Raw genomic sequence first — 14,393 nt, forward strand, 5'->3', positions numbered from 1 at the left:
TATTATGCTATTTCAACTAAGTGAAGAACAATTGATGATCCAGCAGGCTGCGAGAGATTTTGCGCAGAATGAATTGAAGCCTGGCGTGATTGAAAGAGACGAGCACCAGAAGTTTCCTGCAGAGCAGGTGAAAAAACTTGGCGAACTGGGGTTTTTAGGAATGATGGTTTCAGAGAAATTCGGCGGCAGCGGATTGGATGCAGTATCCTATGTGCTGGTCATGGAAGAACTTTCTAAAATCGATGCTTCAGCTTCGGTTGTGGTTTCAGTTAATAATTCTTTGGTTTGTTACGGTTTGGAAGCTTATGGTTCTGAATTCCAAAAAGAAAAATATCTTAAACCTTTAGCTTCAGGGCAAAAAATTGGTGCATTCTGTTTATCTGAACCAGAAGCAGGTTCTGATGCGACTTCTCAGCAGACTACAGCGGAAGATAAAGGTGATTATTATTTGTTAAACGGGACAAAAAACTGGATAACTAACGGAAGCACTGCCTCTACTTACCTGGTTATTGCCCAAACTCATCCGGACCTTAAACATAAAGGAATTAATGCTTTTATAGTAGAAAAAGGAATGGAAGGCTTTACTATTGGGCCGAAAGAAAATAAAATGGGTATCCGCGGATCTGATACACATTCTCTGATGTTCAATGATGTTAAAGTTCCTAAGGAAAACAGAATTGGCGAAGATGGTTTCGGATTTAAATTCGCTATGAAGACATTGGAAGGCGGCCGTATTGGTATCGCAGCCCAGGCACTGGGTATTGCGGCTGGTGCTTATGAGCTTGCTCTTGCCTATTCTAAACAACGTAAATCATTCGGTAAGCCGATTGCAGAACATCAGGCAATTGCCTTTAAATTAGCAGACATGGCAACTAGTATTGAGGCAGCAAGAATGCTGGTTTATAAAGCAGCCTGGTTAAAAGATCAGGGGCTTCCTTATACGCTGGCCGGTTCTATGGCTAAATTATATGCTTCTAAGGTAGCAATGGATGTGACAGTTGAGGCTGTTCAGGTGCATGGTGGTTATGGTTTCGTTAAAGAATACCATGTGGAACGTTTAATGAGGGATGCAAAAATCACACAGATATATGAAGGTACTTCAGAGATCCAGCAAATGGTAATCTCGAGAGAGATACTGAGATAGTATTATTTATCATTAATAAGAAAAGTCGCTTGGATAATTGTCTTTTTTTTTTTTTTGTTATTGGTAAAGTTTTTTTTTTACGAAAATAATATGAGTGATTATTTTATAATTAATTAATGTTGATGCATATTATTTTGATTATTATTGCAAATAATCAAAATAATATGAAAAATAAATTTATTAAAACGTTAAAAATTGCGGTTTTGCCATTTTTGTTTTATGCTTGCTTTATCGGCGTGTAAAAAGGATGAGAGAGCTATTCAGCAGGTTGACGTATCCGCCAAAGTTATGGCAGATCAAAAACTGGATCAAAAAGTTCTAAACTATTTGTCAAAAATACGAGGGAAGTGAAACTTGAAGAAATCAAATTTGATAAAATAAAAAACAGTTACCTGATACGCGGATATGAGCTTCTTAACAGGGATACTGTTTTGGCTCAATATGGTAGAGCAAATGAATACAAATTCAACTTTGAAAAATAGTTAATTATATAATAATAAAAAAAGCACTAATATTATTTGCTATTCTGATTTTTGTGAATGTTTCACTGTCAAAAGCTACAATAAATGTTTCCTCTTTTGCTATTAACGCAAAGTATCTTCAAAATGGATCGGTTTATGTAAACCCGGCTACTGGCCAAAACATTCATTGGGGTGTGGAATTAATTAGAACTACTTTACAAGATCTATCCTATGAAGACGGAACGTGTACAATTACCCTGGTTATGAACACTAATCTTGGATATAGAGATATTTCAGTTCCTAAGAAACTTACAGAGTCTGATTGGAAATCGTCAGGTGATAATGTTTCGAGAGGTACAACTGTGATTAACCAAACTTCATTAATCCCTGCACTAAATGCTTATGGCAGGCTTTATCTGAAGATAAACCGATATAATAAAGATAATAAAGTTTGGGAAGATGTTTACTCTGGTTTTTCGTATCCAATAACTACAGTTGTTACAGTTGCGTTACCCGAAAGTATGAAGAAGTTTGTTCTGATTAACGACGTTCTTCCTGCGATGCCGAGCACGAAATTTTATCCAAGTAGTACTGTTCCAATATTAACTGTTGGACAAAATGTATATTCTCCTAATCGTCAATATTATCTTACTCTACAGACAGATGGCAATCTTGTTTTGTATCGTGCTGATGGACTTGCAGTTTGGTACAGTAATACAAATAATACTAGTCCAGTGCCTGCCCAGTCTTTATTTTTTCAAACAGATGGCAATCTTGTTTTATACGTTGGTTTTGGTGATAATCCGAATTCAACCTGGAGTAGTAAAAGGTATGCTACTAATGGAGAGACCTTAGGCGATAATGCCTATTACGCACTTGAGGATAATGGTAACCTTGTTTTGTATTTCACTTACCCAGGTTTGTCTCCGGGAGTAACAATGGCTTATGTTTTGGCATATTCCGGATCAAATGGTCATGTCAGTCCTTTTCCAGGAAGACTGGCGCCCTAGTAGTTAATGAATTGAATAATCTTTAGGCCAGTAAACTTCATGTGCGTTAATGCAGGAAGCTTACTGGCTTTTTTACAACTAATTATTATCTGTACCGGCAATAGTGCCGAACAACGCCTTGATTATAGCTATAACAATCGCTAAAAATGCAGCGGCGAAGAATCCCGAGGTGTTAAATCCTGACATCATACTATCTACTAAAAGAATCATTAATACGGTGATAATAAATGACATCAAACCTAAAGTCAGGAAGTTAACCGGAAAAGTAAGCAGTCTTAAGATGAATCCGATTGTCGCATTTGCGAGTGCAATCAGGATGGCAGCAATAATCGCGGTACCAAATCCGTCGATATGAACGCCGGGAACGATGTATGAGCCTAGCAGCATGGCCAGCCCCATCAATAAAATTTCGATAATAAGTTTCATAATGTTTAGTTTTAAAAAATGTACAGCTATTTATTTAAAATACCGCCGTTGTTGTTTGGGGTGGCCTGTTTAATGTCTTGTTCATTAGCAAATAATAAGCCACTTTCTATAAAATTTTCGGCTGATAGCACTTCAATTGTCTTTTCTGATATTGATCCTGCTGGTTTATGGCAGATTAAGAACAGGCCGGGTATTGATACTGCACATGCTGACGTGGTCTCGGTATTGGAAATGTCATCTGATGATGATACTTCTGGTATAGAGCATAATGTGGCTGGTAAACTGATGATCACAGATAGTAACTTGGTTTTTAAACCAGTGAAATCATTTATTTCAGGAAAAAATTATTTGGTTATATCTTATATGAATGTAAAGTTTGCTAGTAATCAAAAGATAATCAGTGGACAACTAAATCATAGTGTAAAGCCTCAGCAGGTGGTGCTAAAGCGTTAAGTCAATTCATTCATCCCGATTTTATTTTTTTTTATTTTCTGTTTCAGGCTGTTATTTAATTTTTTTAAATTAGATCTGGTAAACGTCCAATGGATTTACAAGCGGTATTTGTTTTTATTTTTGAAATAAAATTCCTACCTTTGCACTGTTATAGAGGGGCAAGAGGGGGCAGATGTCCCCTCTTTTCTTTTATCCGCAAATTGGTTTATGCAAGTAGAGAAAAGAGTAATAGAATTAGTAGAGGAAAAAATTTCGGACAGACCGGAGTTATTTTTAGTTGAAGTAAAGTTGCTGCCTGGCAATAAGTTAATCATTCATGTGGATGGTGACGAAGGCATCAGTATTCAGGATTGTGCTGCGATTAGCAGACACATGTTGGATTTCATCTGGAAGAAGAGAATACTATTGAGAAAGCATATAACCTGGAGGTTTCCTCTCCTGGTGTTGGCGAACCTCTGAAACTTAAAAGACAGTACGAGAAAAATATCGGACGCGAATTAAGTGTTAAGGTTACCGGAGGTGATATTATGGAAGGAAAACTGCTGTATGTAAATGAGCAGTCGATTACCATAGAAGCGAAAGTAAAAGAAAAAGGAAAGAAAGCACAATTGGTTGAAACCAGTCTGGACTTTAATAATATAATAGAAACAAAGGTTTTAATTTCATTTAAATAAAAATGAGCAATATTAATTTAATCGATTCATTTCAAGAATTCAAAGAGTTCAAGAACATCGACCGTCCTACGGTGATCAGTGTGCTGGAAGAAGTATTTCGTAGCATGTTACGTAAGAAATATGGTACTGATGAGAATTGTGATGTAATTGTTAACCCTGATAACGGTGATTTAGAGATCTGGCGCACAAGAAAAGTAATGGAAGACGGCTTTTCTGAGGATGATGATCTTGAAATCGAGTTGGCTGAGGTTAAGCAGTTAGATGCAGATATGGAAGTTGGAGACGACTACATTGAGCAGATTACTTTAGAGAGTTTTGGAAGAAGAGCTATTTTAGCTGCACGTCAGACACTGGTATCTAAAGTACTTGAATTAGAAAAAGACGAGATCTTTAAGAAATATAAGGACAGAGTTGGAGAAATTGTAACAGGAGAAGTTTACCAGGTTTGGAAAAAAGAAACGTTAGTACTGGATGATGAAGGTAATGAGTTGATCATGCCTAAAACAGAACAGATACCAGCTGATTATTTCAAAAAAGGTGATACGGTTCGTGCGGTAATCTTAAAGGTGGATATGATGAATAGTACACCAAAGATTATTATTTCAAGAATTGCTCCTGAGTTTTTACAGCGTTTGTTCGAGATTGAGGTTCCTGAGATTTTTGATGGTTTAATTACCATTAAGAAAATCGTTCGTAACCAGGAGAACGTGCTAAAGTTGCTGTTGAATCTTACGATGACAGAATTGACCCGGTGGGTGCTTGTGTTGGTATGAAAGGTTCACGTATTCATGGAATCGTGAGAGAACTTAAAAATGAGAATATTGATGTAATCAATTTCACTAATAATATTTCTCTTTATATCACAAGGGCTTTGAGTCCTGCTAAAATCACTTCAATTAAATTGGATGACGTTACTAAACATGCTTCGGTTTATCTGAAGCCTGACCAGGTTTCTCTTGCAATTGGACGTGGCGGACATAATATCAAGCTTGCCGGTAAATTAACTGGTTACGAAATTGATGTTTACCGTGAAGCTGGTGAAGAAGATGAAGATGTGGATATCGAAGAATTCTCGGACGAAATCGATAGCTGGATTATCGACGAATTGAAAGCAATTGGTTGTGATACAGCAAGAAGCGTACTAGCGCTGTCAGTAGACGAATTAGTAAAAAGAACTGATCTGGAGGAAGAAACTATTAAAAGTTATCAGTATATTACAGTCAGAATTTGAATAAGCGTTGACTTGATGAGAAAAAAAAACAAGAATAAACGTTACTTTTGTATAAGAATTAAGAAAAAATAGGATATCAATGTCAGACGACAAACCAATAATTTTATTCAAAGCAGTTAAGGAACTTAACGTAGGGATAGCTACGGCCGTTGAGTTTTTAGAAAAGAAAGGCTTTTCTGTTGAGAATAAACCCACTACTAAACTCTCCCGCGATATGTATAATGCATTATTGAAAGAGTTTCAGGGAGATAAAATCGTAAAAGAAGAAGCCAATCAAATTGTTATAGGTAAAATTCGTCGTGATGAGCCTGAAGTAACTGAAAAAGTTGCTGACGCACCTAGAAAGAATGCTGAATTCGAAAGCGAGGGTATTTTAATCAAAAACCTTCATTCCTATACTCCTCCTACAGTTGAGAAACCTAAGGAAGAAGTCGCTCCTGCACCTGCTCCTGAAAAAGAAGCAGCAATAGAAAAGGAAGCTGAAAAGGTTGAAGAAGGAACGCTGAAAGGTGTTAAAATTGTAGGGAAAATTAATCTTGACGATTTAAACGCTAAGACCCGCCCTACTAAAAAAGAAGAACTTCCAGTTACTGAAGTTGTTAAAGCGGAAGCTCCGGTTGTTATACCGGCGGCTCCTGTAGAAGCACCTGTTGTACCAGCAGCAATTATCCCAGAGGCACCTAAGGTAGTTCAGGAGGAAGTTAAGCCAGTAGAAAAACCTATTGAGGCTAAACCTGTTGAAATTAAACCTGAAGTAGTTAAAGCTGTGGAAGAAGTTAAAGAAGAAAAACAAAAACCTGTGGAATCACCTGTTGTTAAAGCAGAGCCGGTTAAAGAAGTTGTTACACCGAAAGCGGATAAACCTGACGAAGTCGAGGTTATCAAAGCCCGTTCAGTAAAACTTTCCGGACCAAATATTATTGGTAAAATTGTCTTGCCGACAACACCTGAACGTAAATCACAACCTGTAGTAGCTTCTTCAGCTGACAGTAATGATGCGAAAAGGAAACGCAAGCGTAAAAAGGCTCCGGGCTCACCTGGACAGAATCAGTCGTCAGGAGGTAATCCCTCAGCGCCTGGTCAGCAAGGAGGAAATAATCCTGCTACACCTGCAAAACCTGCGGGCGTGCCAACTTTTACCAACAGACCTGATTTCAGGAACAATACGAACAATACAGCCAACAGGCCTAACTTTAGAAACAGCAAACCAGGCGGACCTGGAGGCTCTAAAGAAGAACCTACGGAAAAAGAAATACAAGATCAGATTAAAGCAACGCTTGCACGTTTAAGCGGCGCTGGTAAATCTGGAAAATTTGCACAACGTGCAAAACTGCGTCGTGGTAAACGTGATGATGTGGCTCTTTCTGCGGAAGAAGCTGCAATGGAACAGGAACTACAGTCTAAAGTGTTGAAAGTAACAGAATTTGTTACGGCAAACGAACTGGCGAGTATGATGGATGTACCAGTTACCAAAAAATTATTGGTACTTGTATGAGTCTTGGTATGTTCGTTTCGATCAATCAGCGTTTAGATGCAGAAACATTAACGATTGTTGCAGATGAGTTTGGTTACGAAATACAATTCGTTAAACCAGATGATGAAGGCGATAGTATTATTGAAGAATTAGATAATCCTGAAGATTTAGAGCCAAGAGCTCCGGTTGTTACGATCATGGGTCACGTCGATCATGGTAAGACATCTTTACTGGATTATATCCGTAAAGCGAATGTTGTAGCTGGTGAAGCAGGTGGTATTACACAGCACATTGGTGCTTATATGGTAACTACACCTACTGGTAAAAAAGTAACCTTCTTAGATACACCGGGTCACGAAGCCTTTACAGCGATGCGTGCACGTGGTGCGAAAGTAGCGGATATTGCAATTATTGTTGTTGCAGCGGATGATGCAGTAATGCCTCAGACTAAAGAAGCAATTGCCCATGCTCAGGCAGCCGGCGTTCCTTTAGTGTTGCTTTCACAAAAATTGATAAGCCTGGTGCTAACTCTGATAAGATCCGTGAACAGTTATCGATCATGAATATCTTAGTAGAGGATTGGGGTGGTAAATTCCAGTCTCAGGAAATCTCAGGTAAAAGCGGCTTAAACGTTGATCTTTTATTAGATAAAGTATTATTAGAAGCTGAATTATTAGAATTAACAGCTAACCCTAATAAACGTGCTACTGGTAGTGTAATTGAAGCGACCTTAGATAAAGGACGTGGTATTGTAACTACTGTACTGGTTCAGGCTGGTACTTTAAAAGTTGGTGATCCGATCTTAGCGGGTAGCTACAGTGGTCGTGTGAAAGCGTTATTTAACGAACGTGGACAAAAAGTAGAACAAGCTGGTCCATCAGTACCGGTACAGGTATTAGGTATGCAGGGCGCACCTACAGCAGGTGATAAATTCAATGCGGTAGAGAATGAGTCTGAAGCGAGAGAAATTGCAAACAAACGTTTACAATTAATGCGTGTGGCAGGGCTTGAGAACACAGAAACATATCACTCTTGATGAGATTGGCCGTCGTTTAGCAATTGGTAACTTTAAAGAGCTTAACCTGATTGTTAAAGGTGACGTGGATGGTTCGATTGAGGCATTAGCCGATTCATTACTGAAACTATCGACTGAAGAGATTCAGATCAATATCATCAGTAAAGCGGTGGGTCAGATTTCAGAATCTGATGTATTGTTAGCTTCGGCTTCTGATGCGATTATCATCGGTTTCCAGGTTCGTCCTTCTTCAGGTGCAAGAAAACTGGCTGAAGCTGAACAAATCGATATTCGTTTGTACTCTATCATCTATGACGCGATCAATGAGATCAAAGCTGCGATGGAAGGTATGCTTGCTCCTGAGTTCCAGGAGAAAATTACTGCAAACGTGGAGATCAGAGATACCTTTAAAATCACGAAAGTGGGAACCATTGCTGGTTGTATGGTATTGGATGGAACGATTACACGTAATAGTAAGATCCGTATATCGTCAGAGACGGTGTGGTTGTCTACACTGGTGAACTTGCTTCACTGAAACGTTATAAAGATGACGTGAAAGAAGTAGCAAGAGGTTACGAATGTGGTCTGAACATACATAACTTTAATAACATTGAAGTTGGTGATATCGTTGAAGCTTACGAACAAGTAGAAGTAAAAAGAAAGTTATAAGTTTTTATTTAAACTCATATCAAAACGCCCTGTTAATGAATCTTGAAAAAGATTTATAACAGGGCGTTTTTTATTGTATTAAAACTAAATTAGCGTTCTGTTTGGAATGATATCTATTCTGCAGGAAAGGGCACCTAAAATGAATATAAAAAGAAGTATCAGTAAAAAGGTCAACAAAATATTTGGAGTAAAAATTACAAATCCTGATGATGCGCCAATTTATAATCTATATAAAACAGATTATAAGAAAACCGTCCTTATATCTTATATAACACAGCCATTTCATAAGGCTAATCATTTTACTCACCAGAATTATATCACGTCACATGTCATCGCTGAGAGCTTCTCTGAATTGGGATATAATGTTGATGTCGTAAATTATCTGGATCAGACTTCTGAGATTAATTATGGAAAATACGCGGTGATATTTGGCATGGGGCATCGTTTCGAGGACTCCTTTTATTATCCTGACCGAAGTATTCCTCGGGTGATGTTTGTGACTGGTGCCCATGAAAATCTGCACAATGAAATGTGCTTAAGAAGTATCAAGGACTTTTATAAATTATCTGGATTATGGATGGCAAATGAAACTAATGTTGTTACTGCAACCACCTATTTTTCTCTTTTTAATTCGGATTTCGCAATTATTCTTGCCAGAGGATTTGTTTATGAGGATTATAAATCTAGGTTTGAGAATCATTTATATTCATTAAATAATAATATTCTTGGTTCATTCAGTCAGTTTAAACTGAAAACGGCCGAAACCCGTACGAAAAACTTTTTATTTCTGACTGGTGCTAAACTGGTGACGAAGAAGGTTTGCATATTTTACTGGAGGTTGCAAAATTACGGTTAGATTTGAATTTCTATATTGTAGTGCCGGGTATGGATACATATTTTGAGAATTACTATCAGAAATTATTATATGAGAGCCCTAATGTATTTTTGTATAAAAACATCAGAATGGATTCTGTAGAAATGAGACAGATTATAGAAAATTGCAGCTATACTGTTGCAAGTAGTTATATTGATGGCTTACCGGGAGGAACAATTGAACCCATGTCTGCAGGTGTAATCCCTATAGTAAGTAAATACTGTGGCTTTGCTCAGGAAAAATTTATATTTGAAATGGATGAATTGTCACCAGCTGGGCTAATTGGAGCCATTGACAGGGTATTGGCTTTAGACGAACAGACTTATGCTGAGTATAGCGCGTTAGTGAAAGATTATACGCTAAATAATTTCTCTGCTGCTTCTGTTAAAAGTGATTTATTGAAGCTATTGAAAAAAGAACTTGATCATGTTTAAACTGTATGGTGAATTATCGCCATATTTAGCCTGAAAGTAATTTATAAGTGTATTTTTTTAGAGAATAATGATGAAAAGTAAGATTACCGGTGGATTAACTAAACATATTTTTAATGCCAAAATACTGGGTAAATATGATGTTAAGTATTATCAGTGTGAGGAGACTGGATTTATTCAAACTGAAGAAGCTTATTGGTTAGAAGAGGCTTATTCATCAGCAATAACAAAATTGGACCTGGGGCTTGCTCATCGGAATGAAATGCTTAGAGAGCGCGTAATTAAGGTATTGAATAAGTACTTTGATAAGAATGCGGTCTACCTCGATTATGCAGGCGGATACGGGTTATTTACCCGGATTATGAGGGATAAAGGATACAATTTTTATCATAGTGATATCTATTGTCAAAATTTATTTGCTGAACATTTTGATGTTAGTGAGCTGAATACCAATACGAAATTTGAATTGGTAACTGCTTTTGAGGTATTTGAACATATGTCTGATCCGGTTACCGAAATAGAGGTAATCACACAAAAAATATGGGGACAATATCTTGTTTACTACAGAAATACAGCCAGAACAGGACTTGACTTCAATAGCGGACTGGTGGTACTTTATACCTGAAACAGGACAACATATTGCGCTGCATACCAAAAAATCTCTTGAATATATTGCACGTTCATTAGGGTATAACTTTTATACGGACGGGCAGAGCAATCACTTGTTTACCAAAAAAGAACTATCAACTAATCCTTTCTCAGTAAACAGAGATCCATTTTTTATCAGAAAGATGAAAAAAATAGTTAACAAATTTGATCGCAAAGCAATACCGGAAAAAGAATCCCTTTTGGCTAAAGATTTTGATTTTGTGAAATCAAAGCTGAGCTAAGAATTATTCTTTAACTCTTCTTCCACTAATAAATCTAAAGTCTGATAGATATCCAGGTCATATACCCAGCCTAATTCTTGTTTGGCTTTAGAATTATTACCATAAATATTTTCAATCTCTGCGGGTCTGTATAGCTGATCATCTATCTGGTACAAATCATGGGAGATATTCAGTTTATCGAAGATATAATGAATAATTTCACGTAAGCTTATGGTTTGTCCTGAACAAATGAGGTAATCAGAAGGGTGTTCCTGCTGTAGAATGAGATACATAGCTTCAGTGTATTTAGGAGCATATCCAAAATCCCTTTTGACATCAATATTACCTACTTTAAGAACGTCGATCAGCCCCTTGCTTATTTTGATACTTTCTTGTATAACCTTCTTTACAAAGAAAGTATTTTGTCTGAGGTAAGACTCATGATTAAAAAGCACTCCGCAACTGACATGTAATTTATAACTTTCCCGGTAATGAATACAGGTAAAATGTGCTGCTGCTTTAGAGATTGCATAAGGGCTTAAAGGGTGCAGTACGCTGTTTTCGGTAATAGGTAGTTCATTCACTTTTCCATACATCTCACTACTGCTGGCCTGGTAAAAGCGAATGGTTTTATCAACCATTTTTATGGCCTCTCTAAAAGTTTAAATACACTGAGTGTATTGAATTGAAATGTTCCGATTGGTTGCTGGAAAGAAAGAGATACGGAGCTTTGTGCTGCCAGATTATAGATATGTGTAGGTTTAAGCTGCTGGATAATCTTTATGATTTGTGAGATGTCCAGTAAATCGCAGGTTATTAGTGTAACTTTTTCTTTTATACCCAGATAGGAAAGCCCGTTTAAGTTGTCGTTATGGTAACCACGTGTCAGTCCGATCACTTTAAAATTGTCATTAAGCAATAGCTGAGCAAGATAAGCTCCATCCTGCCCTGTAATACCTGTTATAATTGCAGTTTTCTGCGTCATAATACTGTTTGATAAACTTTTAAACATTCATCTGTTGTTTTTTTCCAGTTAAATTTACTTGCCTGAATTAAACCTTTTAATTTATATTCTTGTCTGAAACTGATATTGTCTAGCAGTAGGGTTAGTTTCTCCTTTAAATCGGCAGGATTGTTGAGTTCGAAGTATATATACCTGCATCTCCGGCCACTTCGGGGAAGGAGCTATGGTTTGTTAAAACTACTGGACATCCGCAAGCCATTGCTTCGAGCACGGGAATGCCGAAACCCTCATATTCTGAAGGAAAGACGAAACACAATGCTTTTTTATAGTAGTCAGCTAATTCTGAATCTTTAAAATTACGCTGTATCAACTGATCTCCGACTCCTGATTCACTAATGAGCTGAGTTTCTTCCTCATTAAAGTCATTTCCGCCTGCACAAAGAATAAAAAGATCTTTACGATTCTTCAAAATGGGCACAACGGCTTTTAAAAAGAAGATGAAATTTTTATAAACCGTTCTGTTGCCAATAAATAGAATATAGTTTTCAGGAGTTTGTACTTCCGTCTGAACTTCTGTTTTTATAGTATGTGCTAAATAAACAATGTCAATTTTTTCTGCAGGAATATTTGGATAGATCCTCAATATATCTCTTTTAGTGCTTTCTGATATAGCAATTATTTTTGCTGCATTCCAGCAGCAGTATTTTTTTGTTCGGGACTGTAGTTTTGTCGTTTGTGAAATAGTGAGGATATAATTCGTGGATCATATCATACACTGTAAGTATGAATGGTTTGTTTTTTAAATGAGCCAGGAAATAAGGATCATAATAAGTAGGAATAAAAACGTCGAACTCTTGCTTTTTTAGTAGAGATATTGTCTCTTTTTTGCTTTTCTTTTTTAATTTTCTTGGTAAATAGCCTCTGAATAACTCACTATATTTTATTAGAATTTTTTTTCTTTTCTGATAGCTGTTTTTGAAAAGAGGACTTTCTTTAAAATGAATATTATCTGTATAAAGAATGGGGCAGGTAATTTGTATTTCGGGATTATTTTCGAACGCACTATAAAGTTCTGTGTAATATCTGGAGATACCACCGAATTCCTGAAGAATAAATATTTCTGGGTCTAAAAGTACTCTTGTCATTCTTTAAATGTGCTCTTTGTACCTGCTAAAGGTAATAAACTTGTGTTAGAACCCCACCGTTAATTAATTGGGTAACTATATTCTCTTTTTAGGGATAAATAAGAGAATTGTTTTGATACAGGCTTTTAGAATCTTCCATGCAAAGGGATGCTCTTTAATATAAAAGAATTGCTTCACCCTTCTGTGTTCTAACTCGGATATCTGAGTATAGTCATCTATAAAAGCGGGAAAATGCTTAAGCAGAGATATCTTACGCTCCTGGTACATCATTTTAAGGTTATTGGAATCTGAGGAGATGCCATTCCCATCATAAATGGTAGTTAATACATCCAGATGTTTATAAGATACATTCTGTTTGCAGATCGCATAAATAAAAAATTCCCAGTCTGATACTATTTTAAAATCTTCGTTGTATAGGAATATCTCCTCAAAAAGTGTCTTTTTTATAAAGCTTGCCTGATGTGACAAACTCTGTTTGAAAAAAAAAGTGAATGATAGTGTATCGGGAAAAACAACCTTTTTTTGTTGTTTGGGTTCATCGAAGATAATATCACCATAATAAATGCCATAAGTACCATCTATTTCACTATCAATCTGTTTAATCACCTCATTGTCAAATAATACATCACCGCTATTTAAGAACAGTAAGTATTGTCCGGTAGCCATTTGGATACCTTTGTTCATAGCATGGTAAATACCGCGGTCTGGCTCACTAACCCAGCGCATAGACTGATCCCTGTTTTGCTGCAGAAATTCTTTGCTTCCATCATTGCTGTTACCGTCAATAATTATAAATTCAAAATTTCTGAGGGATTGATTTAAAACACTATTAATTGTTTTTTGTAATCCGGAATTGTCATTATAATTGACAGTAATTATTGATATTTTAGTACTCATAATTACCCTTTAAAGCCTCTTTTTCTCCGTTTATGAGGCAAATAAAGATTCGAAGGTAATGTTAATTTTATTCAAATACAGCCGAAAGAGAACCAGATTGTTTTTTTGTAAGTTTGTGCTGCTAAGATCGTGGCGGTTTCATCAATATTTAACTACGTTTGATCTTGAGCATCAATAAAAGACATAATACGACGAAATAATATATACTGATGAAAAAAATTGCCTTAGTTGTACAGCGATACGGTTTAGAAGTGAATGGTGGGGCAGAATATCTTTGCAGAACATTAGCAGAGAAATTGAGTTCACTATATGAGGTGGAGATCCTGACTTCTTGTGCTAAGAATTATTTTACCTGGGCAAATGAGTATCCTGAAGGAGTAACAACAATCAATGGAGTAAAAGTGAGGCGGTTTAGTGTGCCTCAGGAAAGGAATAAGAGTAAGGTGCATCGTTTAGTGCGAAAATTGCAATCCAGAACTTTTTCTCAAAGAATATTGAACTTGTTTGGGATCGCGGATCGTACTGATTTTGAAAAAAAAAAACAGTTATGAATGGTCTAAACAACAAGGGCCGTTTACGCCCGGACTGATCAGTTATCTGGAAACAAATCAAAATGAATATGATGCGTTGATTTTCTTTACTTATCTCTATTCCCT

The 14,393-nt window shown here is 36.7% G+C and carries 15 protein-coding genes and 3 pseudogenes; 12 read left to right on the plus strand and 6 right to left on the minus strand.

All coding sequences use genetic code 11. The annotated features are described in order from the left end of the window. The first annotated feature begins 4 nt into the window (after positions 1–4). The 3 genes from ACWYN3_RS30140 to ACWYN3_RS30150 all read left to right on the plus strand — a co-directional run bounded on the left by ACWYN3_RS30140 (position 5) and on the right by ACWYN3_RS30150 (position 2,615). Positions 5–1,144, plus strand: coding sequence for an acyl-CoA dehydrogenase (locus ACWYN3_RS30140; RefSeq protein ID WP_456217604.1), 1,140 nt, complete (start codon positions 5–7; stop codon positions 1,142–1,144). A 347-nt stretch (positions 1,145–1,491) separates the two neighbouring features. Further along, positions 1,492–1,626, plus strand: a complete 135-nt coding sequence (locus ACWYN3_RS30145; protein ID WP_456217605.1) for a hypothetical protein — start codon at positions 1,492–1,494, stop codon at positions 1,624–1,626. 53 nt (positions 1,627–1,679) lie between these two features. Further along, complete coding sequence (locus tag ACWYN3_RS30150) at positions 1,680–2,615, plus strand: hypothetical protein (protein WP_456217606.1); 936 nt, start codon at positions 1,680–1,682, stop codon at positions 2,613–2,615. A gap of 78 nt (positions 2,616–2,693) precedes the next feature. Here the strand turns inward: ACWYN3_RS30150 and ACWYN3_RS30155 are convergent, their stop codons facing one another. Continuing rightward, complete coding sequence (locus tag ACWYN3_RS30155; RefSeq protein ID WP_456217607.1) at positions 2,694–3,041, minus strand: phage holin family protein; 348 nt, start codon at positions 3,039–3,041, stop codon at positions 2,694–2,696. A gap of 18 nt (positions 3,042–3,059) precedes the next feature. Between ACWYN3_RS30155 and ACWYN3_RS30160 the strand changes: the two genes are divergently transcribed. The 8 genes and pseudogenes from ACWYN3_RS30160 to ACWYN3_RS30195 all read left to right on the plus strand — a co-directional run bounded on the left by ACWYN3_RS30160 (position 3,060) and on the right by ACWYN3_RS30195 (position 10,752). After that, entirely contained in the window at positions 3,060–3,494 is a 435-nt protein-coding gene (locus ACWYN3_RS30160) for a hypothetical protein (RefSeq protein ID WP_456217608.1), read from the plus strand. Between the two features lie 207 nt (positions 3,495–3,701). Then, positions 3,702–4,168: pseudogene (rimP, locus tag ACWYN3_RS30165) on the plus strand (ribosome assembly cofactor RimP). Positions 4,169–4,170: 2 nt separating this feature from the next. Next, positions 4,171–5,403, plus strand: a pseudogene (nusA, locus tag ACWYN3_RS30170) (transcription termination factor NusA). 75 nt (positions 5,404–5,478) lie between these two features. After that, positions 5,479–8,557, plus strand: a pseudogene (infB, locus tag ACWYN3_RS30175) (translation initiation factor IF-2). Between the two features lie 139 nt (positions 8,558–8,696). Next, on the plus strand, positions 8,697–9,413 hold the full coding sequence (locus ACWYN3_RS30180; protein ID WP_456217609.1) for a hypothetical protein: 717 nt from the start codon (positions 8,697–8,699) through the stop codon (positions 9,411–9,413). Positions 9,414–9,415: 2 nt separating this feature from the next. After that, positions 9,416–9,865 carry a hypothetical protein gene (locus tag ACWYN3_RS30185; protein ID WP_456217610.1) on the plus strand — a complete coding sequence of 150 codons (450 nt, stop codon included), beginning with the start codon at positions 9,416–9,418 and terminating at the stop codon, positions 9,863–9,865. A 67-nt stretch (positions 9,866–9,932) separates the two neighbouring features. Next, the gene (locus tag ACWYN3_RS30190) at positions 9,933–10,487 is read left to right on the plus strand and encodes a methyltransferase domain-containing protein (protein WP_456217611.1); all 555 of its coding nucleotides are present in this window, start codon (positions 9,933–9,935) and stop codon (positions 10,485–10,487) included. Further along, complete coding sequence (locus tag ACWYN3_RS30195; protein ID WP_456217612.1) at positions 10,450–10,752, plus strand: hypothetical protein; 303 nt, start codon at positions 10,450–10,452, stop codon at positions 10,750–10,752. The genes ACWYN3_RS30190 and ACWYN3_RS30195 overlap by 38 nt, the downstream gene beginning before the upstream one ends. On the opposite strand, the gene ACWYN3_RS30200 is transcribed toward ACWYN3_RS30195, so the two are convergent. From ACWYN3_RS30200 to ACWYN3_RS30220, 5 genes are all read right to left on the minus strand, one after another. Then, complete coding sequence (locus ACWYN3_RS30200) at positions 10,749–11,372, minus strand: GDP-mannose 4,6-dehydratase (RefSeq protein ID WP_456217613.1); 624 nt, start codon at positions 11,370–11,372, stop codon at positions 10,749–10,751. The two genes, ACWYN3_RS30195 and ACWYN3_RS30200, sit on opposite strands and share 4 nt — an antisense overlap. Before the next feature lie 2 nt (positions 11,373–11,374). Then, complete coding sequence (locus ACWYN3_RS30205) at positions 11,375–11,716, minus strand: GDP-mannose 4,6-dehydratase (RefSeq protein ID WP_456217614.1); 342 nt, start codon at positions 11,714–11,716, stop codon at positions 11,375–11,377. Positions 11,717–11,849: 133 nt separating this feature from the next. Further along, a complete protein-coding gene (locus ACWYN3_RS30210) occupies positions 11,850–12,338 on the minus strand; it encodes a glycosyltransferase (protein ID WP_456217615.1) in 489 nt (162 codons plus the stop codon). Between the two features lie 10 nt (positions 12,339–12,348). Then, positions 12,349–12,840, minus strand: coding sequence for a hypothetical protein (locus ACWYN3_RS30215; protein ID WP_456217616.1), 492 nt, complete (start codon positions 12,838–12,840; stop codon positions 12,349–12,351). A 75-nt stretch (positions 12,841–12,915) separates the two neighbouring features. Continuing rightward, complete coding sequence (locus ACWYN3_RS30220; protein ID WP_456217617.1) at positions 12,916–13,737, minus strand: glycosyltransferase family 2 protein; 822 nt, start codon at positions 13,735–13,737, stop codon at positions 12,916–12,918. 209 nt (positions 13,738–13,946) lie between these two features. Here ACWYN3_RS30220 and ACWYN3_RS30225 point away from each other — a divergent pair, with 209 nt between their 5' ends. Further along, entirely contained in the window at positions 13,947–14,288 is a 342-nt protein-coding gene (locus tag ACWYN3_RS30225) for a hypothetical protein (protein ID WP_456217618.1), read from the plus strand. Positions 14,289–14,393 lie beyond the last annotated feature (105 nt).

Source organism: Pedobacter sp. NJ-S-72, from assembly GCF_053890575.1.

Bases quoted from the DNA above. Each gene is read 5' to 3' on its own strand.
- ACWYN3_RS30140 (WP_456217604.1), top strand. From the start codon at position 5: ATGCTATTTCAACTAAGTGAAGAACAATTGATGATCCAGCAGGCTGCG.
- ACWYN3_RS30155 (WP_456217607.1), bottom strand. From the start codon at position 3,041: ATGAAACTTATTATCGAAATTTTATTGATGGGGCTGGCCATGCTGCTA.
- ACWYN3_RS30160 (WP_456217608.1), top strand. From the start codon at position 3,060: ATGTACAGCTATTTATTTAAAATACCGCCGTTGTTGTTTGGGGTGGCC.
- ACWYN3_RS30180 (WP_456217609.1), top strand. From the start codon at position 8,697: ATGAATATAAAAAGAAGTATCAGTAAAAAGGTCAACAAAATATTTGGA.
- ACWYN3_RS30190 (WP_456217611.1), top strand. From the start codon at position 9,933: ATGATGAAAAGTAAGATTACCGGTGGATTAACTAAACATATTTTTAAT.
- ACWYN3_RS30200 (WP_456217613.1), bottom strand. From the start codon at position 11,372: ATGGTTGATAAAACCATTCGCTTTTACCAGGCCAGCAGTAGTGAGATG.
- ACWYN3_RS30205 (WP_456217614.1), bottom strand. From the start codon at position 11,716: ATGACGCAGAAAACTGCAATTATAACAGGTATTACAGGGCAGGATGGA.
- ACWYN3_RS30215 (WP_456217616.1), bottom strand. From the start codon at position 12,840: ATGACAAGAGTACTTTTAGACCCAGAAATATTTATTCTTCAGGAATTC.
- ACWYN3_RS30220 (WP_456217617.1), bottom strand. From the start codon at position 13,737: ATGAGTACTAAAATATCAATAATTACTGTCAATTATAATGACAATTCC.
- ACWYN3_RS30225 (WP_456217618.1), top strand. From the start codon at position 13,947: ATGAAAAAAATTGCCTTAGTTGTACAGCGATACGGTTTAGAAGTGAAT.